Annotated in this window: 24 protein-coding genes; 21 read left to right on the forward strand and 3 right to left on the reverse strand. The window is 40.3% G+C overall.

Annotation, left to right across the window (positions count from 1 at the left end; translation table 11 throughout):
- Positions 1-6: 6 nt before the first annotated feature.
- The 14 genes from NSQ52_RS08200 (at position 7) to NSQ52_RS08265 (ending at position 13,416) form a co-directional block, all read left to right on the forward strand.
- Positions 7-1,137 (forward strand): cellulase family glycosylhydrolase, encoded by a 1,131-nt coding sequence (locus NSQ52_RS08200; protein ID WP_168948683.1) that lies wholly within the window; start codon positions 7-9, stop codon positions 1,135-1,137.
- Between the two features lie 241 nt (positions 1,138-1,378).
- Complete coding sequence (rimP, locus tag NSQ52_RS08205; protein WP_008344744.1) at positions 1,379-1,852, forward strand: ribosome maturation factor RimP; 474 nt, start codon at positions 1,379-1,381, stop codon at positions 1,850-1,852.
- A 32-nt stretch (positions 1,853-1,884) separates the two neighbouring features.
- On the forward strand, positions 1,885-3,000 hold the full coding sequence (nusA, locus tag NSQ52_RS08210) for a transcription termination factor NusA (RefSeq protein WP_007499530.1): 1,116 nt from the start codon (positions 1,885-1,887) through the stop codon (positions 2,998-3,000).
- A gap of 15 nt (positions 3,001-3,015) precedes the next feature.
- The gene (locus NSQ52_RS08215) at positions 3,016-3,300 is read left to right on the forward strand and encodes a YlxR family protein (protein ID WP_008344742.1); all 285 of its coding nucleotides are present in this window, start codon (positions 3,016-3,018) and stop codon (positions 3,298-3,300) included.
- A complete protein-coding gene (locus NSQ52_RS08220; RefSeq protein WP_007499528.1) occupies positions 3,293-3,595 on the forward strand; it encodes a YlxQ family RNA-binding protein in 303 nt (100 codons plus the stop codon). Before NSQ52_RS08215 ends, NSQ52_RS08220 begins: the two co-directional genes overlap by 8 nt.
- A gap of 19 nt (positions 3,596-3,614) precedes the next feature.
- A complete protein-coding gene (gene infB, locus NSQ52_RS08225) occupies positions 3,615-5,735 on the forward strand; it encodes a translation initiation factor IF-2 (RefSeq protein ID WP_007499526.1) in 2,121 nt (706 codons plus the stop codon).
- On the forward strand, positions 5,732-6,010 hold the full coding sequence (locus NSQ52_RS08230; protein ID WP_017359071.1) for a DUF503 domain-containing protein: 279 nt from the start codon (positions 5,732-5,734) through the stop codon (positions 6,008-6,010). Before infB ends, NSQ52_RS08230 begins: the two co-directional genes overlap by 4 nt.
- 17 nt (positions 6,011-6,027) lie before the next feature.
- On the forward strand, positions 6,028-6,378 hold the full coding sequence (gene rbfA, locus NSQ52_RS08235) for a 30S ribosome-binding factor RbfA (RefSeq protein WP_007499525.1): 351 nt from the start codon (positions 6,028-6,030) through the stop codon (positions 6,376-6,378).
- A gap of 68 nt (positions 6,379-6,446) precedes the next feature.
- On the forward strand, positions 6,447-7,376 hold the full coding sequence (truB, locus tag NSQ52_RS08240) for a tRNA pseudouridine(55) synthase TruB (protein WP_024720372.1): 930 nt from the start codon (positions 6,447-6,449) through the stop codon (positions 7,374-7,376).
- Between the two features lie 18 nt (positions 7,377-7,394).
- Positions 7,395-8,345, forward strand: coding sequence for a bifunctional riboflavin kinase/FAD synthetase (ribF, locus tag NSQ52_RS08245; protein WP_178930143.1), 951 nt, complete (start codon positions 7,395-7,397; stop codon positions 8,343-8,345).
- 155 nt (positions 8,346-8,500) lie between these two features.
- A complete protein-coding gene (gene rpsO / locus NSQ52_RS08250; RefSeq protein ID WP_008354438.1) occupies positions 8,501-8,770 on the forward strand; it encodes a 30S ribosomal protein S15 in 270 nt (89 codons plus the stop codon).
- A 183-nt stretch (positions 8,771-8,953) separates the two neighbouring features.
- Positions 8,954-11,071 (forward strand): polyribonucleotide nucleotidyltransferase, encoded by a 2,118-nt coding sequence (gene pnp, locus NSQ52_RS08255; protein ID WP_007499522.1) that lies wholly within the window; start codon positions 8,954-8,956, stop codon positions 11,069-11,071.
- Positions 11,072-11,256: 185 nt separating this feature from the next.
- On the forward strand, positions 11,257-12,150 hold the full coding sequence (locus tag NSQ52_RS08260) for a polysaccharide deacetylase family protein (RefSeq protein WP_223255630.1): 894 nt from the start codon (positions 11,257-11,259) through the stop codon (positions 12,148-12,150).
- 33 nt (positions 12,151-12,183) lie between these two features.
- Complete coding sequence (locus tag NSQ52_RS08265) at positions 12,184-13,416, forward strand: pitrilysin family protein (protein WP_041090488.1); 1,233 nt, start codon at positions 12,184-12,186, stop codon at positions 13,414-13,416.
- A gap of 52 nt (positions 13,417-13,468) precedes the next feature.
- Here the strand turns inward: NSQ52_RS08265 and NSQ52_RS08270 are convergent, their stop codons facing one another.
- Positions 13,469-13,732, reverse strand: coding sequence for an acyl carrier protein (locus NSQ52_RS08270; RefSeq protein WP_052463354.1), 264 nt, complete (start codon positions 13,730-13,732; stop codon positions 13,469-13,471).
- Between the two features lie 170 nt (positions 13,733-13,902).
- On the opposite strand from NSQ52_RS08270, the gene NSQ52_RS08275 reads away from it, so the two are divergent.
- From NSQ52_RS08275 to NSQ52_RS08285, 3 genes are all read left to right on the forward strand, one after another.
- Entirely contained in the window at positions 13,903-14,823 is a 921-nt protein-coding gene (locus tag NSQ52_RS08275) for an aminoglycoside phosphotransferase family protein (protein ID WP_342474046.1), read from the forward strand.
- A 173-nt stretch (positions 14,824-14,996) separates the two neighbouring features.
- Positions 14,997-16,766, forward strand: a complete 1,770-nt coding sequence (locus NSQ52_RS08280) for an ABC transporter ATP-binding protein (protein WP_342474047.1) — start codon at positions 14,997-14,999, stop codon at positions 16,764-16,766.
- Positions 16,763-18,478: an ABC transporter ATP-binding protein gene (locus NSQ52_RS08285; protein WP_342474048.1), complete on the forward strand. Its 1,716-nt coding sequence runs from the start codon at positions 16,763-16,765 to the stop codon at positions 18,476-18,478. Before NSQ52_RS08280 ends, NSQ52_RS08285 begins: the two co-directional genes overlap by 4 nt.
- Here NSQ52_RS08285 and NSQ52_RS08290 read toward each other — a convergent pair.
- Positions 18,465-18,725: a phosphopantetheine-binding protein gene (locus tag NSQ52_RS08290; protein ID WP_041507289.1), complete on the reverse strand. Its 261-nt coding sequence runs from the start codon at positions 18,723-18,725 to the stop codon at positions 18,465-18,467. The genes NSQ52_RS08285 and NSQ52_RS08290 overlap by 14 nt on opposite strands.
- 101 nt (positions 18,726-18,826) lie before the next feature.
- Here NSQ52_RS08290 and NSQ52_RS08295 point away from each other — a divergent pair, with 101 nt between their 5' ends.
- From NSQ52_RS08295 to NSQ52_RS08310, 4 genes are read left to right on the forward strand one after another with little or no spacing between them, the layout of a single operon-like run.
- Positions 18,827-19,840: a hypothetical protein gene (locus tag NSQ52_RS08295; protein WP_163116170.1), complete on the forward strand. Its 1,014-nt coding sequence runs from the start codon at positions 18,827-18,829 to the stop codon at positions 19,838-19,840.
- Positions 19,841-19,859: 19 nt separating this feature from the next.
- Positions 19,860-20,438 (forward strand): CYTH domain-containing protein, encoded by a 579-nt coding sequence (locus NSQ52_RS08300; protein WP_096881410.1) that lies wholly within the window; start codon positions 19,860-19,862, stop codon positions 20,436-20,438.
- A 5-nt stretch (positions 20,439-20,443) separates the two neighbouring features.
- Complete coding sequence (locus NSQ52_RS08305; RefSeq protein ID WP_148780414.1) at positions 20,444-21,589, forward strand: nucleotidyltransferase family protein; 1,146 nt, start codon at positions 20,444-20,446, stop codon at positions 21,587-21,589.
- Between the two features lie 23 nt (positions 21,590-21,612).
- On the forward strand, positions 21,613-22,782 hold the full coding sequence (locus NSQ52_RS08310; RefSeq protein WP_335352761.1) for a hypothetical protein: 1,170 nt from the start codon (positions 21,613-21,615) through the stop codon (positions 22,780-22,782).
- On the opposite strand, the gene NSQ52_RS08315 is transcribed toward NSQ52_RS08310, so the two are convergent.
- Positions 22,779-23,861, reverse strand: a complete 1,083-nt coding sequence (locus tag NSQ52_RS08315; protein WP_335352760.1) for a serine hydrolase domain-containing protein — start codon at positions 23,859-23,861, stop codon at positions 22,779-22,781. The two genes, NSQ52_RS08310 and NSQ52_RS08315, sit on opposite strands and share 4 nt — an antisense overlap.
- Between the last annotated feature and the right edge of the window lie 29 nt (positions 23,862-23,890).

Here is a 23,890-nt window from a genome sequence, read left to right on the forward strand (position 1 = left end):
AATGGAATGAAAAAATGGGTTCAACGGGTGGCTTGTTTTATGCTGCTGATCACTTTATGGGCGGGTTGGTTCACTCTGACTGTAAAGGCCTCCTCCTATGTGCAAACATCTGGTACACATTTTGTATTGAACAACCACCCATTTTACTTTGCTGGCACAAATAATTATTATTTCCATTACAAATCAAAAAAGATGGTAGATGCTGTTTTTGACGATATGAAGGCAATGGATTTAAAAGTTATTCGTATTTGGGGATTTCACGATGGTACCCCTCAAGAAAACTCAGTCTTACAATCTCGTCCAGGTGTTTATGAAGAATCCGGTTTTCAAAAACTAGACTATGCGATTTATAAAGCAGGGCAGGAAGGAATCAAGCTGGTCATCCCGCTCGTGAACAATTGGGATGACTTTGGCGGGATGAATCAATATGTGAAGTGGTTTCAGGCAGGATCACATGATCACTTTTATACAGATTCTCGGATTAAAACAGCTTACAAAAACTATGTGCGCTATGTATTAGAGAGAACCAATACGTACTCAGGTGTTCAATATAAAGATGATCCTGCTATTATGACATGGGAGCTCGCCAATGAGCCGCGCGCTCAGTCAGACCCTTCGGGAGATATACTAGTAAACTGGGCAGATGAAATGAGTGCATGGATCAAATCAATTGACTCGAATCACCTTGTTGCAGTAGGAGACGAAGGGTTCTTTCGCATGACAGGTCATGACGATTGGTTTTACAGTGGGGGAGAAGGTGTTGATTGGGATCGTTTGACTGCTCTCCCTCATATTGATTATGGAACCTATCATTTATACCCTGATCACTGGAATCAGTCTGCTGCATGGGGAGTGAAATGGATAAAAGATCATATCACCCGAGGAAACGCAATTGGAAAACCTGTTGTATTAGAAGAGTTTGGCTATCAAAATCAAGCAGCCCGTCCTGATGTATATGATAGCTGGCTGAAGACAATTGAACAGCTCGGAGGCGCAGGTAGCCAATTTTGGATTTTAACAAGCATTCAAGACGATGATTCCCTCTACCCGGATTATGACGGTTTTCGAGTTTTAAAGGAGAGCCGGGAGGCAGGAATCATTCGTGAACACGCCAAAAGAATGAATGAAAAGAACTGATCAAGAATGCCTGTTTATAAGGAACTTCATTTGCATAAAAAAATTGGATATGGTATAGTTTTTATGGAAATGCTAACGATTACCGAGACAAGAGTGGGGAAACCCGCTCTTTTGTATTGAACAGGCAATTTTTGTCTCGACATTATTCATCCGTTTTCTGCTCCCCCTGCTCACAATAAAGCAGGGTTTTTATGCAGAATGATTGATAAGAGCGTTTATCGAAAGCACAAGGAGGAAGAGAATGAGCAAAAAAGTAGTGGACATCGTAAGCGACATGGTACAGCCAATTTTAGATGGCTTACAGCTTGAACTCGTTGATGTTGAATTTGTCAAAGAGGGTCAAAACTGGTTCCTTCGCGTATTTATTGACTCTGACAAAGGCGTCGATATCGAGGAGTGTGCCAAAGTGAGCGAAGCCTTGAGCGAAAAGCTTGATGAGGCAGATCCAATTAGCCAAAACTACTTTCTTGAAGTGTCCTCTCCTGGAGCGGAGCGCCCATTAAAGAAAAAAGCTGATTTTGAAAAAGCACTTGGAAAAAATGTTTTCATGAAAACATACGAACCAATTGATGGTGAAAAGGCATTTGAAGGTGAGCTTACAAGCTTTGATGGTGAGATTGCAACAGTGACAGTGAAGATCAAGACAAGAAAGAAAGAGATCAATATTCCATACGAAAAAATTGCTAACGCAAGATTAGCAGTTTCGTTCAATTAACCTTTTCATTGATATAAGGGGGAACCATAAAAATGAGTAGTGAGTTGTTAGATGCCCTGACTGTTCTTGAGAAAGAGAAGGGCATTAGTAAAGAAATTATTATTGAAGCGATAGAAGCTGCACTCATTTCTGCATACAAGCGTAATTTTAACCAAGCACAAAATGTGCGTGTTGATTTAAACCGTGAAACGGGAACGATTCGCGTATTCGCAAGAAAAGATGTTGTAGATGAAGTGTATGATTCTCGCCTTGAAATCTCAGTAGATGATGCAGCAAATATCAACCCGAATTACATGGTTGGTGACGTGGTTGAAATTGAAGTCACACCAAAAGATTTCGGACGCATTGCAGCTCAGACAGCGAAACAAGTCGTGACGCAGCGAGTGAGAGAAGCAGAGCGAGGTGTGATTTACACTGAGTTTATCGATCGTGAGGAAGACATCATGACGGGAATCGTTCAGCGAATTGACAGTAAATTCATTTACGTGTCACTTGGCAAAATCGAAGCCCTTCTTCCGGTCAATGAACAAATGCCAAATGAGGACTATAAACCACATGACCGCATTAAAGTGTTCATTACGAAAGTAGAAAAAACAACAAAAGGACCACAAATTTATGTATCAAGAACACACCCAGGTCTTTTAAAGCGTTTATTTGAAATCGAAGTGCCAGAAATTTATGATGGTACTGTAGAGCTTAAATCTGTCGCTAGAGAAGCAGGGGACCGTTCTAAAATATCTGTTCGTACAGATGATCCTGATGTTGATCCAGTTGGTTCTTGTGTAGGACCTAAAGGTCAGCGTGTACAAGCAATTGTCAATGAGCTGAAAGGCGAAAAAATTGACATTGTTCATTGGTCTAATGACCCGGTTGAATTTGTTGCCAATGCGTTAAGTCCATCAAAAGTTCTTGATGTCATTGTAAATGAAGAAGATAAGGCGACAACTGTCATTGTCCCTGATTATCAGCTGTCATTAGCCATTGGTAAAAGAGGTCAAAATGCGCGTCTTGCAGCGAAACTAACGAGCTGGAAGATTGACATTAAAAGCGAAACAGATGCAAGAGAACTCGGTATTTTCCCAAGAACTGAAGACTCTGAATCTCTTTTCTTAGAGGCTGAACCAGTAGCTGAGGAATCTGACGAATAAGAGGTGATATAAAAGGTGAAAAGCCGAAAAAAAATCCCGCTTAGAAAATGCGTCGTGACGGGAGAAATGAAACCAAAGAAAGAACTGATTCGCGTTGTTCGTTCAAAAGAAGGTGAAGTGTCTGTTGACGCAACCGGAAAAATGAACGGGCGCGGCGCTTACCTTTCTCTCGATAAAGAAACCATTCTTGCGGCGAAGAACAAACGTAGTTTACAGCAGCAATTTCAGACACAGATTGACGAACACATTTTTGAAGAATTACTAGAACTAGCTGAAAAGGTGAAAAAACCTAATGACTGAATCTGAATGGTATCCTTTGCTTGGTCTAGCAAATCGAGCTCGTAAAGTCGTGTCAGGAGAAGATCTGGTGATCAAAGAAATTAGACATGCGCGTGCTAAGCTGGTTCTTCTTGCAGCAGATGCCTCATCCAACACAGAGAAAAAGGTATCTGACAAATGCAAATTTTACAATGTTCCGGTTAGAAAAGTTGAAGATCGTTCCGTTCTCGGACGTTCTATAGGGAAGGAAGCTCGCGTAGTTGTCGCTGTCACTGACCAAGGCTTCGCTAAGAAGCTCATAAGCTTGCTCGATTAATTTATTTGGGGGTGAACGAATGGCTAAAGTGAGAGTATATGAATACGCAAAAGCCATAGATGTTTCAAGTAAAGATATTATAGCAGCGCTTAAGGATATGAACGTGGAAGTGAACAACCACATGGCGACGCTTGAAGACGACACTGTGAAAAAGCTAGACGCTATCTATAAAAAAGCCAAAGCAAAAGAGACAGCTAACGAGAAACCCGCAGAACAAAAAAAACAATCATCTAACAAAAACAATGATAGAAAGAAGAATGACGTGCAGAATAATCAATTTAATAAAAACAAAAAAAACAACAACCAAAACAAAAACAAAAATAAACGTGGCGGCAACAACAAGGCGCAGCATCAGCAAGCAAGACCTGTGAAGCCGAAAAAAGAGCTTCCTGAAAAAATTGAATTTACAAATTCAATGACAGTCGGCCAGCTTGCTGACGAGCTTGGCAAAGAAACTGCTGAAATCATCAAAAAACTGATGATGCTTGGTGTCATGGCTACGATCAACCAAGAGCTCGACAAAGATACAGTTGAATTAATTGCTTCTGAATATGGTGTTCCAGTAGAAGAAGTGATCATTTTAGAAGAAACTGAACTTGAAAAGTATGAAGTTGAAGATAAAGAAGAAGATATGCAAGTACGCCCTCCAGTAGTAACGATCATGGGACACGTTGACCACGGGAAAACAACGCTTCTTGACAGCATTCGTAAAACGAAAGTTGTTGAAGGCGAAGCGGGTGGAATTACGCAGCATATTGGTGCATACCAAATTGAAGAAAACGGCAAGAAAATCACGTTCCTTGATACACCAGGACACGCAGCTTTCACTACGATGCGAGCACGCGGTGCTGAAGTAACAGATACGACGATCTTGGTCGTTGCAGCAGATGACGGTGTCATGCCGCAAACGATTGAAGCGATCAACCACGCAAAAGCGGCAGAGGTGCCAATCATTGTGGCTGTCAATAAAATTGACAAACCAACAGCGAACCCTGACCGTGTGATGCAGGAGTTAACTGAGCATGGTCTTGTACCTGAGGCTTGGGGCGGCGAAACGATTTTCGTTCCACTATCTGCAAAAACAGGTGAAGGCATTGACGAATTGATCGAAATGATCCTTCTTGTCAGCGAAGTAGCAGAACTAAAAGCCAACCCAAATCGTGCGGCAAAAGGAACTGTGATCGAGGCTGAGCTTGATAAAGGAAGAGGTTCTGTTGCAACCCTTCTCGTTCAAACTGGTACACTTCAAGTAGGTGATCCAATCGTTGTCGGAAATACATTTGGCCGTGTACGTGCAATGGTCAATGACATCGGACGCCGCGTGAAAACAGCAGGACCATCTACACCTGTTGAAATCACTGGTTTAAATGATGTACCGCATGCAGGGGATCAGTTCCTCGTATTCAAAGATGAAAAAACAGCTCGTCAAGTCGGTGAGGCGCGTGCGTCTAAACAACTTGATGAACAGCGTTCAGACAAAGCGAAATTATCTCTCGATGACCTATTTGAGCAAATCAAACAAGGTGATGTGAAAGATATCAACTTAATCGTAAAAGCAGATGTACAAGGTTCTGCTGAAGCACTGACGGCAGCTCTTCAAAAAATTGAAGTAGAAGGCGTCAAAGTGAAAATCATCCATACGGGTGTTGGAGCGATTACAGAATCTGATATCATTTTAGCAAGTGCTTCTAATGCGATTGTGATTGGATTTAACGTACGTCCTGATGGCAATGCGAAGAGCACAGCTGAAACAGAAAACGTAGATATCCGCTTACACCGCATCATCTACAAAGTCATCGATGAAATTGAAGCTGCGATGAAAGGGATGCTTGACCCTGAATATGAAGAAAAAGTCATCGGTCAAGTTGAAGTTCGTCAAACGTTCAAAGTATCAAAAATCGGTACAATTGCTGGTGGCTATGTCACTGAAGGTACCATTACTAGAGACAGTGGTATCCGCTTAATTCGTGATGGCGTCGTTATCTTTGAAGGTGAAGTCGACGTATTAAAACGATTCAAAGACGATGTGAAAGAAGTTTCACAAGGCTATGAATGTGGTATTACCATTAAGAAATACAATGATATCCGTGAAGGTGATGTCATGGAATCATTCGTTATGCAAGAAATCGAAAGAAAATGATCGGTTATACCGAGTGTGAGTGTATGATCTATGATGCATCCTCACTGAAGGAAAAACGTGCGGTTCTGCAGCGTATCATGACAAGAACACGCCATAAATTCAATGTGACCATTGCTGAAATGGATTATCAGGATACATGGCAGCGTACTTCGATCGGAATCGCCGTCATTTCCTCCTCCCGGGTTCAAGTGGAAAAGGAACTTCAGCGTGTGTTAAGCTTTATTGATTCTTTTCCGGAAATTGAACGAACGATCACGAAAACTGAGTGGTTTTAACTAGAGGTGATAAGATCATGAGTATGAGAGCAACCCGTGTGGGTGAGCAAATGAAAAAAGAATTAGGCGACATCCTTGGCAGAAAGCTAAAAGATCCAAGAATCGGCTTTTTGACTGTAACGGATGTTGAAGTATCCGGTGATTTGCAAATTGCCAAAGTCTACATTTCTGTTCTTGGCGACGAGAAGAAAAGAGAGGAAACCTTAAAAGGCCTTGCAAAGGCGAAAGGGTATATCCGCTCTGAAATTGGCAATCGAATCAGACTTCGCAAAACACCAGAGCTTCACTTTGAATTCGATGAGTCTGTAGATTACGGTAACCGAATTGAAAGCCTGATTGCTGAACTAAACACAAAAGATCACGAATAAGACGTTGAAATAAGGATAGGCGATGATCGTCTGTCCTTTTTCATCGTTTATGAAAGGAGAGAACGCAGGTGCAAAACGGTGTTCTTTTATTACATAAAGAAAGAGGCATGACCTCTCACGACTGTGTGTTTAAAGTGAGAAAGATTTTACACACAAAAAAAGTGGGACATACAGGGACACTCGATCCAGAGGTTTCAGGTGTTCTGCCTATTTGTATTGGACGAGCGACAAAAATTGTGGAGTACTTAACAGATAAATCGAAAACGTATGATGCGGAAATCACCATTGGATTTTCTACAACGACAGAAGACCAAACAGGTGAAGTAGTAGAAGAAAAAAAGGTGCCGGTACCGATGTCAGAAGATGACATTGATGCTGCGTTGAAACAATTTGAAGGAACCATTGAACAGATCCCCCCCATGTTTTCTGCTGTGAAAATTGGCGGAAAAAAGCTCTATGAATATGCAAGGCAAGGCATTGAAATTGAACGTCCAAGCCGTGAAATTACCATTCATCGTATCGAACGGACAACACCTGTCACATTTGAAAATGGAAAGGTATCCTTTAGATTCACCGTCCTGTGTTCAAAAGGCACATATGTGAGAACGTTAGCCGTCGATATTGGAAAAAAACTTGGGTTTCCAGCCCACATGTCTCACCTCATTCGCATAGGATCTGGTGACTTTACGTTAGATGAATGTATCACTCTTGATGAGTTGCGGGAGATCAGCGAGGAAGGAACGGTTGAGGAACATCTTGTGCCGATCGAGCGTGCGCTCAATCATTTGCCGAAATGGGAGATAAATGATACATTAGCAAGTAAAGTGGAAAACGGTGCAGTCCTACCTATGCCTGATGAATTTGCTCATTTTGCAGAGGAAGATCGTGTCGCTGTCTTTGCTCCTTCAGGCCGTTGTATGGCGATTTATATGAAGCACCCGACCAAACAGAACCTGATGAAGCCGGCGAAGATTTTATCACAGGACAAGCAATCTTAAAGAAAAGGTGACCATCTCGTGAAGACTATACATATTTCACACCCACATACATTGAATCAAAAGGATCAAGTCCCGTCTGTGATGGCTTTAGGGTATTTTGACGGTGTTCACCTCGGACACCAAAAAGTGATTGATGCAGCGAAAAACATTGCGGAAAAAGAGGGTTTAGCTCTAGCTGTCATGACTTTTCATCCGCATCCATCACATGTTCTGCAAAAAGCACGTGAACCAAAAGACTTAATCACACCGCTTGAGGATAAGATTGATTTTATCGAACAATTAGGTGCTGACTACTTATACATTGTGCAATTCAGCGAAAACTTTGCAGCACTGTCTCCTCAAGAGTTTGTCGATCAATATTTGGACGAACTGAATGTGAAGCATGCAGTCGCTGGTTTCGATTTTACCTTCGGCCGGTTTGGTGCAGGCACAATGGAAACGTTTGACGAATACGGGAAAGGGCGGATTGCTGCGACCATTGTACCTAAGCTTTCCAACCAAGACCGAAAAGTCAGCTCGACCCTTATACGTTCCGCATTGAAAAATGGAGACGTTGAATATGTGAGTGAGCTTTTAGGGAAACCGTATCAGCTGCGCGGCATTGTGATTCATGGAGATAAACGAGGACGCACGATTGGCTTTCCAACCGCCAATGTTGGTTTATCTGCTGAATACATCATCCCGCCAACAGGCGTATATGCAGTGAGAGCGGAAGTGAAAGGCAAGGTGTATGACGGTGTTTGTAACGTTGGCTACAAACCAACATTTTATGAAAAACGTCCTGATCAGCCTGCGATTGAAGTGAACCTTTTTGATTTTAACGAAGAAATTTATGGTGAACCGATTAAATTACAGTGGTACAAACGGATTCGCAGTGAACAAAAATTTAACGGTATCCAAGAATTAACGGCTCAAATTAGTCAAGATAAAGAAGAAGCGATTCAGTTTTTTCAAGATCATCTTCATTAAACAAAAAAATCGCAGAAAAACCGCTCTATCATTTGCAAAATCGGCATATTTTTAGTATGATAATTCCTGTAGCTTTAAAACCACTTACTTGGCAGGCCGACTTCACCGACGGTTGCGAGGTAGATGGGGCTAACATGATTTGGAGGTGAAACAGGATGGCTATTACTCAAGAGCGTAAAACTCAATTAATTAATGAGTTCAAAACACACGAATCTGATACTGGATCTCCAGAAGTTCAGATCGCTGTCCTAACAGAATCAATTAACAACTTGAACGAGCATTTACGTACTCATAAGAAAGATCACCACTCACGTCGCGGTCTTTTGAAAATGGTAGGTAGACGTCGTAATCTTCTTACGTATCTACGTAATAAAGACGTAACTCGTTACCGTGAGTTAATTAACAAACTAGGCTTACGTCGATAATCGTAAAAAGCGGGAGGATTCCCGCTTTTTTATCGTATAATCACTAATATTTTATGGTTAAAATGTTGAAAGAATGGCAAAAACCCTTCTACATACAGCTTTCACATTGATATGTGAAAATCATTTTGTTCATAATAAGAAATAACCTAAAAACTTTACGACAAGAGAGGAGTTTATCTCAGAATGGGACAAGAGAAACAAGTCTTCACCATAGACTGGGCTGGACGTCAACTGACAGTTGAAACTGGCCAGCTTGCAAAGCAAGCAAACGGAGCGGTTCTCGTACGCTACGGAGATACGGCTGTGCTTAGCTCAGCAACAGCTTCTAAAGAACCAAAACCACTTGATTTTTTCCCGCTCACTGTAAACTACGAAGAAAGATTATATGCAGTTGGTAAAATTCCTGGTGGTTTCATTAAAAGAGAAGGCCGCCCAAGTGAAAAAGCAATCCTTGCGAGCCGCTTAATTGACAGACCGATCCGTCCACTATTTGCAGACGGATTTAGAAATGAAGTACAAGTCATTAGTATTGTCATGAGTGTGGATCAAGATTGTTCATCTGAAATGGCTGCAATGTTTGGCTCATCTTTAGCTTTATGTGTGTCTGACATTCCATTTGAGGGACCAATCGCTGGCGTGACAGTAGGACGAGTAGATGGAAAACTCATCATCAACCCAAATGTTGAGCAGCTTGAACAAAGCGATATCAACCTTGTTGTAGCTGGAACAAAAGATGCAATCAACATGGTAGAGGCTGGTGCTGATGAAGTACCAGAAGAAACAATGCTTGAAGCCATCATGTACGGCCATCAAGAGATCAAACGCTTAATCGAATTCCAAGAAGAAATTGTGAAAGCTGTCGGTAAAGAAAAAATCGATATTCCTTTATATGAAGTCGATCAAGCATTAGCAGAGGAAGTAAAACAACTTGCTGAAGCGGATTTACTGAAAGCGATTCAAGTACATGAGAAGCATGCTCGTGAAGATGCCATCAGTGCTGTGAAAAAAGCTGTTGTTCAAAAATTTGAAGAAGAAGAGCGTGACGAAGCAACGATTAAACAAGCGAAGGATGTCTTAAATAAGCTTGTGAAAAACGAAGTTCGCCGCCTTATTACTGAAGAGAAAGTACGTCCAGATGGACGCGGCGTCGATCAAATCCGTCCACTTTCTTCAGAAGTAGGACTTCTTCCAAGAACGCACGGTTCAGGATTGTTTACAAGAGGCCAAACACAGGCACTCAGTATTTGTACATTAGGTGCACTTGGTGATGTACAGATTCTTGATGGTCTTGGTGTTGAAGAGTCTAAGCGATTCATGCACCATTATAACTTCCCGCAATTCAGTGTTGGTGAGACCGGCCCAATGCGTGGTCCAGGCCGTCGTGAGATTGGACATGGTGCGCTAGGCGAACGTGCATTAGAGCCAGTCATTCCATCTGAAAAAGATTTCCCTTATACGGTTCGTCTTGTGTCTGAGGTGTTAGAATCAAACGGTTCTACTTCACAAGCAAGTATTTGTGCGAGCACACTTGCGATGATGGATGCAGGTGTTCCAATTAAAGCACCAGTTGCAGGGATTGCAATGGGACTTGTTAAATCTGGTGAATACTACACAGTGCTGACAGACATTCAAGGAATGGAAGATGCACTTGGAGATATGGACTTTAAAGTAGCAGGTACATCTAAAGGTGTAACAGCGCTTCAAATGGACATCAAAATCGATGGTCTATCAAAAGACATTTTAGAAGAAGCACTTCAACAAGCGAAAAAAGGAAGAATGGAAATTTTAGATAGCATGCTGTCAACGATTCCAGCTTCTAGAGGAGAATTGTCACGTTATGCACCAAAAATCTTAACGATGACAATCAATCCAGATAAAATTCGCGATGTCATTGGACCAAGCGGTAAACAAATCAATAAAATCATTGAAGATACCGGTGTGAAAATTGATATTGAACAAGACGGTACAATCTTTATCTCTTCTACTGAAGAAGACATGAACCAAAAAGCGAAGAAAATCATTGAAGATCTTGTCAGAGAAGTTGAAGTTGGCCAACTTTACTTAGGCAAAGTGAAACGAATTGAAAAATTCGGTGCCTTCCTTGAAATCTTCAGCGGCAAAGATGGACTTGTTCATATTTCTGAGCTTGCACTTGAACGTGTTGGCAAAGTAGAAGATGTCGTGAAGATTGGTGACGAGCTACTCGTCAAAGTCACTGAGATCGATAAACAAGGCCGTGTAAACCTTTCTCGTAAAGCTGTTTTACGTGAAGAAAAGGAAAAAGAAGAAAAGCAGTCTTAATGAGAACAAATAAAATGTGTTAGAAGCCAGGTATCCGTGCCAGGCTTCTTTCTTTTCTTGCGCTTAACAATAGTTCTAGCTTGTTTCCCCCCATCATAATTTGTGGTAAAGGGGAGGGACAACCATTGAAAAAAACGATACCATTCTTTGTGTTTGTATTTTTACTGCTCGTGTCATATCAAACGATGAAGCAGCCGGCTGCTGTTACATATATGAATTCAATGAAAGAGCACGCCGAGGTAGCATCTGTTTCAAAAGATATTCTGTATCAAGAGATCGAATCGAAGTCTTCTGACTATGAAGAGAAGCCGCAAAATGCTAAGATTGATAAAGTGTGGAAAAAGATGCCTGGTTTAAATGGACAGACAGTCGATATCGATGCTTCTTACGAAAAAATGAAAAAACAGGGCTCTTTCGATGAAAAGCTGCTTGTTTTTAAAGAAACAAAACCATCTGTCCATTTACATGAACTTGGTGCTGAACCTATCTATAAGGGACATCCAGACAAAAAGATGAATGCATTCCTGATCAATGTAGCTTGGGGCGACGAGCATTTAACAAAGATGTTGAATACACTAGAAAAGCATCAAGTGAAGGCAACCTTTTTCTTAGAAGGCAAATGGGTGAAAAACAGTCCAGACCTTGCTAAAAAAATCGTGGCAGATGGTCATGAAATTGGAAATCATTCATACAATCACCCGGATATGCGCACACTGACAAGAGAACGAGCATTAGAGCAGATGATTAAAACAAATCGCCAAATTGAAGAATCCCTTGGGAAAAAACCGATATGGTTTGCCCCTCCAAGTGGCAGCTTTAAAGAAGAAACAGTAAAGCTTGCGAAACAAGAAGGAATGGAAACCATTATGTGGACAGTAGACACGATCGACTGGCAAAAACCATCACCAGCTGTATTACAAAAACGAGTGCTTGGGAAAATTCACAATGGGGCGATGATATTAATGCATCCAACAGACGCAACAGCGAGAAGTCTTGACGCACTTATCACTCAAATCAAAGAAAGAGGATATGAATTAGGAACGGTTTCTGACCTCCTAAGTGAAAAAAGACATCCGTGATGCGATCTGTTTGTTGAATAGGAGGAGCAAAACTTGGTCAAAACGTATACATGCCAAAACGGAGTAAGAATTGTACTTGAAAACAATCCCACTGTAAGGTCTGTCGCAATTGGCGTCTGGATTGGAACAGGTTCTAGACATGAGACACCAGAAGTAAATGGGATCTCACACTTTTTAGAGCATATGTTCTTTAAAGGAACAAAGACGAGATCTGCACGTGATATCGCAGAATCCTTTGACCGCATTGGTGGTCAAGTGAATGCCTTTACGTCAAAAGAATATACTTGCTATTATGCAAAGGTACTTGATTCACATGCTGGCTATGCCCTCGATGTATTGAGTGACATGTTTTTCAACTCTGCTTTTGACGAAGAAGAGCTGAAGAAAGAAAAAAATGTGGTCTATGAAGAAATTAAAATGTATGAAGATACTCCTGATGACATCGTTCATGATTTGTTAAGCAAAGCCATTTACGGTGATCATTCATTAGGTTATCCGATTTTAGGGACAGAGGAAACACTCTCTACTTTTAACGGTGATTCCCTTAGAAAATATATGGACGAATTCTATACGCCGGATCGCGTCGTCATCTCTGTAGCAGGGAACGTCGATGACACCTTCATTCGTGAGGTCGAAACATTATTTGGCTCGTATGAAGGAAAGGGGAAAAAGCAGCCTGTCGAAGCCCCGCAATTCCACTATGACAAACTGACACGCAAAAAGGAAACAGAGCAGGCGCATCTTTGCATGGGCTTTAACGGACTTCCTGCTGGAGATCAGGGCATCTATGACTTAATCGTCTTAAATAATGTTCTAGGCGGTAGCATGAGCAGCCGGTTGTTCCAAGACGTAAGAGAAGATAAAGGACTTGCGTATTCTGTATTCAGCTATCATAGTTCATTTGCAGATAACGGAATGCTGACGATCTATGGTGGAACTGGAGCGAAACAGCTGAATCTGCTATCTGAAACCATCTTACAAACATTAGACGTCTTAAAACGTGAGGGAATTACGCAGAAAGAACTTGAAAACTCTAAGGAGCAAATGAAAGGCAACCTCATGCTTAGTCTTGAAAGCACAAACAGCAAGATGAGCCGAAATGGTAAAAATGAATTACTCCTTGGCAAACATCGTACGCTTGATGAAATTATTGATGAAATCAATCGCGTCTCATTAGACGGCGTGAACAATTTATCGAAAAGAATCTTTACAGAAGATTATGCCCTCTCGCTTATTAGTCCAACGGGTGATGTACCTTCTGCTTAATCAAAAAAAGGCATGTCTTTTAAAAGAGATGCCTTTTTTTCATGTCTAAAGATTAATCAGCTAACTTGTTTTGCAGCTGATGAACAATTTTATTGATTGTCGAAAAGTGCTCGGTCAATAGTTCCTCATCTGCAAATTGAATATCAAAAACCTCTTCTAATTCCAAAATGAGTGAAACTGCTTTAATTGAATCGAGACCGTGATTTGTTAACTCTTCATCTGCACCAATAGAAATCTTGCTATCATCGTCCAAAGAACGCAGGACCAAATCCTTTACTTGACTTGATAGTGAAAGGGCATCCGTCGTTTCATTCATCTGCAACGCTCCTCTTTACAAATTTTCTATTCTTTACATAAATTAACTATATTAGAATGGAAAAACATTGTAAAGTAGTTTCGATATAAATAGGAATTGTTGATCATTCTCTTCAAATGAAAAATTTGGTAGAGTGAGAAGAAAAGAGACTGGGAAGGATGGATCAATCCATGAATAAAACAGACCTTGTGCAGCACATTCCCTTATTAAAAAAAGCGATCTCCACAGACCAGATTGATAAAGGCTATTCTCGAGATGAAAAATGGGTCGTGACGATGTCATCAGGTGAAAAGTATGTCCTTCGAATCACAGATCAAGACCAATATGACAAAATAAAGACGCAATTTGAGCTCCTTTCCCAATTAAGACGTCACGGTGTTCAGTGTGCTGATCCAGTGAAAATGGGCGTTCTAGATGAAACACAGCAAGTGTACTATATTTTATCGTTTGTAGAAGGTCAAGAAGCAAAAGAAATCATGAGTCATTTAACAGAAGAACAGCAGTATGCGATCGGGGTAAGTGCAGGACGGGATTTACGAAACATGCATACATATCCAGCGCCATCACATATCGAACCTTGGGAAGAGCGTGTTGTGAAAAAGCATCATCGATATTTAACTGCTTATCGGGAAAGCGGTATCTCCATAGAAGGGGATGAAAAAGTTGCGCAGTTTATCGCACAGCACATCGATAAGGTGAAGGGAAGGCCTAACCAATTTCAGCACGATGACTTTCATTTAGGGAATATTATTATAAAGAATGATAAATATGCAGGCGTTATTGATTTTAATAATTTTGATTGGGGAGACCCCATTCATGATTTTTATAAAGTAGCTCTTTTCAGTAGAGAAACAAGTGAAGCCTTTGCGGCTGGTCAAATAAATGGGTATTTTGATGGTGAAATACCAGCTGATTTTTGGCAGCTTTACTCTGTATATGTCGCAATGAGCATCTTTTCATCGATTATGTGGGTCATTAAATTTGATCCAGGTCAAATGGATGAGATGATTGAAAGACTAGAAAATGTATTAAAAGACCATGATTATTTTCGTCAAATAGAACCTCATTGGTATACGCGTATCACTAGATAACAGTGAAATATAGGACGATTAGGCGGTGATGGAAGTCACTGCCTTTTCTGTTATAATGATACAAATTACACATTGTCATGAGTAGAAACATTTTATATAATCCTAACAAGGATCGAAAAAGTTGTAAAAAAATTCCGTTTTTTGTTGAAAAAGAGCAAAAGGCTGGTGATGGATTGAAACAAATCGACAAAGATTCAAAGCAGTTATGGCGTGTATATTTATGGACACTCTCATTTTTAAAGCCTTATACAGGTAAAGTGATTCTAGTCATTATGAGTGGATTCGTTATTACCTTGAGCGAACTCATTATACCTAAATTTATTCAATATTTTATTGAAACTATTTTGCCAGCAAAAGACTTTTCTAAAATGAATGGATTATTGTTAGGTCTGACTGGCTTGATAGCACTTGGTATTATACTGACAGCTGCACGAAATTTATGGCAAAGAAAATTAATCGAACAAGCCTCAAGAGATTCACAATTTGCTGCCTTCCAGCAAATCCGTCAACTCGGTTTCTCATACTACGAACAACATTCTGTTAGTGAAACACTCTCCTTTGTTAACACACAAACACGAGCTGTACAAGAAATTTACAGACGATACTTCCCACAATTTATCAATCAGACACTATTTATCGCCATCTCACTATACTTTATGATACAAATTTCTATCTTACTCACTCTCATCATCATTCCAAGTTTTATTCTCTACTATATCTTTGGACCTTGGCTTGAAAAGAAGGCAACGATCTACGGAAGACAAAGTGCAGAAGGTTTTCGTGCGTTGCAAACAAAATTATACGAAAGTCTTGCTTCAATGGAAGAGCTTAGAATTTTAGGTTATATGAATTGGGACATGGAGCGGATTCAAAAGCTGCATGAACAGGTCCGCCAAGATCATGAAAAAAATGTTTTTTTCGCTTACTTACGAGGAAGCAACCGCAGGCTCACTTATTATATTGGTGCTCTAGCTACATTTGCTCTCGGCATCTACCTTGTAAATAATGGCCAGCTGACGACAGGCGGTTTTGTGGCATATATACTATATTATTTTTCAGCAATGCATATGCTTACTTCTATTGTCACACTTCTAACAGAACAACGAATCTTAACCTTTCAAATTGAACCTTTATATCATTTTATGAAAAAAACACCCGATATTAGAGAGCCTCGTCAGCCTATGTTGCTTGATCAAGTCGAAGGCGATATCGTGTTTCATGACGTTGATTTTCATTATCCCAATCATCCTCCTTTATTAAAAGGGATGAATCTACATATTCGGCGTGGTGAAAAAGTGGCGCTTGTCGGTACGAGCGGTGGAGGGAAAACATCGCTTCTTAAATTAATTGGACGCTTTTATGACCCCTCATCTGGGATGATTACACTTGATGGAGTTGATTTGCGCTGTTTATCTACTAGTCAAATAAGAGGTGCGATGGGGTTTGTTTTTCAAGAAACGTTTTTATTTAATATGAGTGTAAAGGACAATATTCGTTTTGGAGATACAAGTCTTTCAGATCAACAGATCATTGAAGCCGCTAAAAAAGCTGATTGCGACTCATTTATAAGAGAACTAGAAAACGGATACGACACCATACTTGGGGAAAGAGGATTAAAACTATCTGGTGGTCAAAAGCAAAAGATCGCCATTGCCCGGCTATTTGCTAAGAATCCAAGTGTTGTATTACTCGATGAAGCAACAGCATCTCTTGACAGTGTCAGCGAGCAAAAAGTCCAGCAGGCATTACATCAAACATTTAAGGAATCTACTGTTATTGCAGTCGCTCATCGTTTATCTACTGTAAGACATTTTGACAGAATTATTTTGATAGAAGACGGTCGTATGTTAGAAACTGGACATTTTAATGAATTGATGAGAAAAAAGGGACATTTTTATCAATTGGCGTCTGACCGCTCAGAAAAGGAGGCAGGTGTAACATGAGGAAAAATTGGCTGTTTCTTTTGATCACAAAGCAAAAATGGATGCTCATCCTCGCTCTTTTACTCGTTTTGATTGAAGCAGCAGCTAATTTAGCCATGATTGGGCTGCAAAAGTGGCTCATTGACGATGTTCTTTTGAATAGCGGAAATCAACATTTCCCCCATATCTTGATGCTGTTTGCCATCATTTTTCTTGTCTATGTTGTCATGTTTGTCGCCAGCCCATATGTGATGCACAAAAACTACCTTACCATCCACCATTCATTACAGAAAATGATGTTAGATCAGCTTCAGCAAGTATCGATGAGATCATATAAAATTCATCCAGTCAGTTATTATCTACACAAGCTTAACCAAGATGTAAAGACAGTCGCTGTCACAGCTGCTTTACATATACCGAAGATTGTACAAACCATTTTTATGGCCGTTGTTTTATCGATCATTTTACTATCTGTGAGTCCTGTATTATTTTTCTTGCTTATTTTTGCAAGTACGTGTTATTTCATTGTCGGTAAAAAAATGGCGGAAACGGCAACAAACATCGCAAAAGAAGTGCAAGAGAGAAAGTCAGATCTATTCGTGCATGTCGAAGAAGGAATTTCTTCTACAAGAGAAGTGGTTGCATTTGATCGACGTAAATGGGAAATCGGTTTGTATGAAAAGCTATTTAACAACATGATGGATCGTGTCATAAAAGAAGGTAAGTTTCAAAATAAGCTTCTATTTTTAACAGAACCATTGAAATGGTTTGGAATACTATCTGTGCTTGTGTTTGGCACATATCAAGTAGCAGCAGGAAACATGTCAATCGGCTTGTTTGTCGTCATTTACCAATATGCTTCTCAATTAATGAAAAGTTATCAGGAGTTATTCCAGTATGTATTTGAATTTTTCCAGCAGCGTGCATCTGTTCATCGAATTGCAGAAGTACTGCAAATAGAAAACGAAGAAAAAGGAACGAAGCGAATACATTCTGTGGAAGATGTGGTGTTTGAAGATGTTTGTTTTTCTTATGAACAAACATCTAAAGGGGCTTTAAACGACTTGAATCTTCATATTCAAAAAGGAAAAAAAGTGGCCATTGTTGGAGCGAGCGGCAGCGGGAAATCGACTATCTCAAAGCTGGCACTGGGACTTTATCAACCGGATAGCGGAAACATTTTAGTAAATGGCGTTGAACGATCAGAGATAGAGCCATCTCATTTCTTAAAAAAGGTAGCCGTTGTCCCGCAAGAACCCTATTTCTTCCCAGACACCATACGCCTCAATCTCATCATGGGATTAACTGATATTACTGAAGAACAACTTGAACAGGTTTGTGAGATTGCACAAATTCTTCCCTTCATTAAAGGACTTGAAAAAGGATTTGATACAGTCATTGGAGAGAGGGGAATCTCCTTGTCAGGGGGACAACGACAGCGTTTAGCTATCGCTAGAGCGCTTTTAAAACAGGCTGATTTCTTGATATTGGATGAGGCGACATCGGCCCTTGACCGGCAGACAGAAAGGCAGGTTCAAAAAGGGATAGACGATACAAAAGGAGGAAGCACATTGCTTGTGATTGCACACAGATTATCGACCATACAAAATGCAGATATGATCTATGTACTTGCAGACGGTGCCGTTCAAAGCTGCGGTACTCATGAGGAGCTGATGGAAGCCTCCTCGCATTACCGCTCTTTATTTATGGCGCAGGTCATCACAGCGTCTTAGTCAGTTTGGTTTTGACCAAAGTAAAAAGTCGATCTAAGGTGCGGAAGTGGTCAGGGTGTAATTCTTCGTCTTCAAACGCAATGTGAAAGGTGTCCTCTAATGAAATAACAAAAGAGACAATTTGGACAGAATTTAATCCTAAAGCTTTTAAACTATCATCAAGGCCTGGCTGCTCAGTGAGCGACAACTTATTCATCACAAGTTGGACAATTTTTTCTTCAACTTCTGTTCGTGTCAGTTCATTCATGTCGTGGCTCCTTTCTAAAAGATTAATATGTGTTATATTTTGGTGGATTAAGGAGAAAATTGCAATTGTTTTTATCAATCTATCATAAGGGGTGGCATTCATTGTCATATGTAAGCTATCAAAAAAATAATGTTCGTGTGGTATTAGGGGCAGATGAATCAGTTCAGAATTTAGTCATCAGTAAAGTACATCCCTATGTTGAGTGCAGCAAAATAACAGACAGACTTGAAGGAGACGTTTGGACGATTTTAACCAGCAAATATGCACAAGACATTCAAACAGAAGTGCCACTTGAAGAAGTCTTTTATCAAACCAAGATGGAACCTCGCTGCCGCTACCTGTATCACGGAGAGAAGAAAATCGTTGTAATAGATGAACCAAAAGATGTCAGATGGACAGCCCAACACGCACTGCGTTTAATAAGAGTATTGCTTCGCCTTTTGTGTTATCAGGATGGACTTGTTTATTTGCATGGCGGCATGATGGAGATGAATCAAAAAGGGATTGCACTAGTAGGCGGATCAAGAGCGGGCAAAACATCTACCATTTTATCCTTGTTATCATTAACCGATGCAACGTACATCACAAACGATGATATAGGGATTTCATATACGAACAACGAGTATAAAGGAACTGGTTGGCCGAGATCTATGAGTATTCGGAAAGATTCTTTTGAAGCCATTGAAAAGCTTGGTTCACCATATAGGCTTCAAACATCGAGTCACCCATTTAATGAAGATGATAAGAACTACCATTTCGTCTATCCGGAGGAATTAGAAAAATGGTTTTCACGTGAAGTCAAAACAATGGGGAAAATCGATGTCATGGTGTTTCCTGAGTTCTTACCTCATGGGCAAACGGGCGCCACACTTTCGAAAATCAGTCCACATGAAGCAGCGGAACGTCTAAAGGAGCACACAGTCATCAATCCTGGAAGACATAATGAATTCCTCTTACCATATTTCACATTACCGACACCCGAAGCGCTAGAACCATTTCTTGAACATCTAGCGGAAAAGATCCCTTGTTATTCATTAAAACAGGCATTTACTTCTTTAGAGAAAGGAACCTTTCTCATTCAAGAGCTTCTTGAACAATCCGATATGGTCGTGTAAGACGTTTTGGAGGTGAGTCATGGTTGAGCAGGAATATAAATATTTGTTGTCACAAACAGATTTTCAACACATCTACAACATGTTAAGTCAAAATCATCAACCTACTTATTTAATGAACTTCAATTACTATTACGACACCTCAGATTTTTTATTAAAACGATATGGCTATACCGTACGGGTCCGTCAAACCAGCGGCAAACGAACACTTGAGATCAAATGTCCCAGTCAAACGTCTGGTTATAAAAGAGTAAGAGAAGAAAAGTCATTTCCTATTGAGGATCTACCGCAAAAGCTAGATGTACAGAACATCGTAACGTCTTTACCTTTTACAATGACTGAACAGCCAGAGTTGTTAGGACTATTGGTTACTGAACGAACTACCTTTTATATCGAGACAGGCATCAAAGTGGATTTGGATCAAAGCAGCTATCTTGGCATCACAGATCATGAATTAGAAATTGAATATGACAGTGAAAAAGCATATGAGGCAGCTCAATGGTTTCATAGACTAACGGATGATTTGGACATACCAGTCAATCGAAAAGGGAAACGCTCTCGATTTATCACTAGATTTAAATCACTATACGGGAAGGAGTAATCCACATGCGGGCTGTTTTGGATCAATCCACTCTCTCAAATGAAGAGAGGCTACTATTACTTGGCTCACGTATTCAATTAAATGAAAAAGAAGAAGAGTTGATGAGAGATGTATTAAAAGATGGCATCGATGTACCTCAATTGATTGGACTTGCATCAAGACATAAGGTACTTCAACTGATGACGCCTCATTTGATTCGCCTTGATGATGAAAAAAAAATTACGACAACCTACAAATTTTTACTTCATTATCATTATATCGGGAATCGTCAAAAAAATATGGAGAGATTCAAGGAATTAAAGCGTCTTTTACAAACATTTCGAAAAGCAAAGCTGAAAGCAGTCCCTCTTAAAGGAGCCATTTTAACGCCTCTTGTTTACAAAGATTATGGACTCCGAATGATGTCAGACATTGATTTCTTAATTCATCCAGATGATCGAAAAAGAGCTTCTTCATTGCTCAAGGAGGAAGGGTTTATCATCGGGAAATATGACTGGGCAACCGATCAAGAAATACCGATTTCCCGAGAAGAAGAAATGATGTGGAGAATGAATGCCGGGAATCTTTATTCACATATTAAACGGAGCGGAGAAGACTTTTTGAAGGTTCACCGTGTTGATTTTTCATACGATGTTGAGCTGAAAAAAAACTACGACGCGACAAATGCCTTGCTAGATGCTGCTAATGAAAAGTCATTTTTGCAAACGGATACTTATATGCTTGAACCTTTAGATTTTCTCATTCATCTTGCTTTCCATTTATACAAGGAAGCAACAAATGTGCAGTATGTCTATTTACATGCAGATCTCAATTTGATTAAGTTTTGCGATGTAAGAGAGTACGTCAAGTTTGCTGAAGAGCAAAACCAACTTGATTGGCATGCTTTGCAAGCAAGAGCGAAGGAATTAGGGGCCGAGAAAGCACTTTTTTACACGTTTACGTTTGTAGATTTATTGTATCAAACGAACTATATCGATCAATTGCAGCAGTTAGACATGAGTGACCAATCGTTCTTAGAAACCTATGGAGAAAATGATTTTGGTTCTTCGAAAATGTGGAAGAAATCTTTTGTTGAGCGTTTTTTCAGCTTGGATAATCGTGATGAGCTTGAAGAGGAGCCTGTCGTACAGCTGTTCCCTGAAAGGCAGTAGCAAAATGAAGAGGAGGATTCTATATGGAGATAAAAGCGCTTTTTGAAAAGCCAAAGAACGATTTTCCTTTTGAAAAATCATTTGTGTTTGCAGGTATTCATTTTCACATTTTATCAACCGAATCGCTGGCAATTGAAGATATCGAACATTATATCCCGAAAGAACCAGACAGCCATGTGGGGGATATGCCTTCACAGATTGATATACGGTTCATCATTGATCCCGACCTTGAACAGTCCGTTCGCAATGCGTGCTTTCAAAAGGGTGAAACGATTACAGCAAAAAGGAAGTTTACTTACAAACGATTGAAATTAGACGATCAAGTATTGTTTGCCTCGCATGAAGGTGACGAGCCGCACAGTGTGGCGGTCTTTAAAGGGCGTTACGCTGTGATTGGAAAAAACAATAATGAATCTGCGATACGCTGTCCACTGCGAATCGTTCGAGAAATTGCCCTTAGAACATTAGAAAACCAAGGTGGATGCTTTACGCATGCAGCGGCTGTCTCTTTTGAAGATGGCCAAAAAGGAGCGCTCATTATTGGCGATAAAGGTGCCGGGAAGTCAACCACTATGTGGCAGTTTTTGCATCATGGAGGAGCAGATTTTATCACAAATGATCGTTCCATTTCAGTGCTTGAAGATCAGGAGCTTACTGTGTATGGATGGCCGATGTGCTTAGCGCTTGGAGTAGGAACCGTCCAAGCCACAACAAATATACAGGAATTGAAAAACAAAAAATTCAGCCGGTCTCAAGATCAAAGAATATGGGATGAAACCATATCAACAGAGGAAGAAGCAAAAGAAAAATGGGCGAGCGGCTGTAAGTTTGAAATTACACCAAAAGAAGCTGCTGACATGACAGGAACAACGATTCGGAGCTCTACGAAAGTAAATATGGTGATTTTCCCTTCACTCAAAATAGGATCAGGTGAGATCAGGCTTGTACCAGTAAAAAAAGATGATCAGAGAGCAAAAGATATCATGGTCGCCAATATAAGAGAACCAGAAGATCCTGACTATTTAAAAGGCTGGCTCGGCCTTCGGCATGTGTCAGATACCTTTCTGGAACAAAAGGCATCTGAGCTGATCCATCATTTATTCAATATGCCATGTTTTTATTTAGAGGGTGATCCACGGTATCTGCAGGACGCGATTCCAGATTTATTAAACAAAAAAGTGAGTTCCATTTAAAGAGACGATTGTCTAAACATTCGTTTGAGCCGGTCTTCACGCTTTTTCATCAGTTCGTGATCTGCTGGCAGCATGATTTGAAAGAGCATGTCGGCAATCGGCCGAGCGAGCCTTTCGTCAGAGTTTAAGAGAATACAAACACCTAATTTACGCTTTGGAATGAAGCCAATATAGGAGGTGAAGCCTTTAATTTCTCCGCTATGTTCAGCTAAGGTGAATCCGTTAAAAGGTCTCAAAAACCATGAAAGACCAACACCTCTAGTGAAATCTTCTTCAACCATAACGGGGCTTTGCATTTCTTTTAGCGAATGCTGATGAAGCAGACGGTTTCCGTCGTATTGAGCTTGAATGAATCGAATCAAATCGTCTGCTGTAGAGAATAGTCCGCTTGAACCGTCCTCCCAAGATGGTGTTTCAGCACTTGGATAAGATATGCCGGAAAGACCAGAGGAAGAAAGGGTATACCCTTTGGCTGTGGATGCTGTTTCAATAAATCCAGTTTGCTGCAAATCGAGCGGTTCTAGTATGTGGGTATGCACTAATTCTCTAAATGGCTGTTGACTCACTTTTTCTAGTACTTTACTTAAGATTGAATAGCCAAGACTGGAATAATTGATGATAGACCAAGGCGGTGTAAAAATAGTCAGTATTTCCATGCACTGAGCTAATGTCATATCTCGCAGATGAGTTGTTTTATCGAGTGTTTTGGGCAGGCCTGAGATATGAGAGGCAATCATTCGGAAAGTGAGTGGAATTGGTTCAGATATGTGACTTTTTATGAAAGAAAGTAAAGGTTCGTAAGTATGAATAGGCTCATCGAGTTGAATCAATCCTTCCTCTCGTATTTTCATCATGACCATTGCAGTAAAAGGCTTAGTCACAGAACCAATTCGAAAGGTTGTGTCTTTTGTAACAGGGGTGCCGCTTTCAATATCAGCTAGGCCCTCATGCCACGACCAAATGTGCTTATCTTCATGAGAAATACAAATAGAGCAGCCAGGAATTTGATGTTGATTCAATAACTTCTTAATATCAGTGGTTGTATCTTGCAAGCGTTGTAGGATCGATTCATTGATCAAAATAGACACCTCTTTCATACAGAATATAT

Source organism: Bacillus sp. FSL W8-1141 (assembly GCF_038593205.1).
GTDB classification, from domain to species: domain Bacteria; phylum Bacillota; class Bacilli; order Bacillales; family Bacillaceae; genus Bacillus; species Bacillus altitudinis.

What these genes read in the sequence shown, in the direction of transcription:
- NSQ52_RS08200 (WP_168948683.1), top strand. Translation starts at nt 7, where the DNA reads ATGAAAAAATGGGTTCAACGGGTGGCTTGTTTTATGCTGCTGATCACT.
- rimP (WP_008344744.1), top strand. Translation starts at nt 1,379, where the DNA reads ATGAGCAAAAAAGTAGTGGACATCGTAAGCGACATGGTACAGCCAATT.
- nusA (WP_007499530.1), top strand. Translation starts at nt 1,885, where the DNA reads ATGAGTAGTGAGTTGTTAGATGCCCTGACTGTTCTTGAGAAAGAGAAG.
- NSQ52_RS08220 (WP_007499528.1), top strand. Translation starts at nt 3,293, where the DNA reads ATGACTGAATCTGAATGGTATCCTTTGCTTGGTCTAGCAAATCGAGCT.
- infB (WP_007499526.1), top strand. Translation starts at nt 3,615, where the DNA reads ATGGCTAAAGTGAGAGTATATGAATACGCAAAAGCCATAGATGTTTCA.
- NSQ52_RS08230 (WP_017359071.1), top strand. Translation starts at nt 5,732, where the DNA reads ATGATCGGTTATACCGAGTGTGAGTGTATGATCTATGATGCATCCTCA.
- rbfA (WP_007499525.1), top strand. Translation starts at nt 6,028, where the DNA reads ATGAGTATGAGAGCAACCCGTGTGGGTGAGCAAATGAAAAAAGAATTA.
- rpsO (WP_008354438.1), top strand. Translation starts at nt 8,501, where the DNA reads ATGGCTATTACTCAAGAGCGTAAAACTCAATTAATTAATGAGTTCAAA.
- pnp (WP_007499522.1), top strand. Translation starts at nt 8,954, where the DNA reads ATGGGACAAGAGAAACAAGTCTTCACCATAGACTGGGCTGGACGTCAA.
- NSQ52_RS08260 (WP_223255630.1), top strand. Translation starts at nt 11,257, where the DNA reads ATGAAGCAGCCGGCTGCTGTTACATATATGAATTCAATGAAAGAGCAC.
- NSQ52_RS08270 (WP_052463354.1), bottom strand. Translation starts at nt 13,732, where the DNA reads ATGAATGAAACGACGGATGCCCTTTCACTATCAAGTCAAGTAAAGGAT.
- NSQ52_RS08275 (WP_342474046.1), top strand. Translation starts at nt 13,903, where the DNA reads ATGAATAAAACAGACCTTGTGCAGCACATTCCCTTATTAAAAAAAGCG.
- NSQ52_RS08285 (WP_342474048.1), top strand. Translation starts at nt 16,763, where the DNA reads ATGAGGAAAAATTGGCTGTTTCTTTTGATCACAAAGCAAAAATGGATG.
- NSQ52_RS08290 (WP_041507289.1), bottom strand. Translation starts at nt 18,725, where the DNA reads ATGAATGAACTGACACGAACAGAAGTTGAAGAAAAAATTGTCCAACTT.
- NSQ52_RS08300 (WP_096881410.1), top strand. Translation starts at nt 19,860, where the DNA reads ATGGTTGAGCAGGAATATAAATATTTGTTGTCACAAACAGATTTTCAA.
- NSQ52_RS08305 (WP_148780414.1), top strand. Translation starts at nt 20,444, where the DNA reads ATGCGGGCTGTTTTGGATCAATCCACTCTCTCAAATGAAGAGAGGCTA.
- NSQ52_RS08310 (WP_335352761.1), top strand. Translation starts at nt 21,613, where the DNA reads ATGGAGATAAAAGCGCTTTTTGAAAAGCCAAAGAACGATTTTCCTTTT.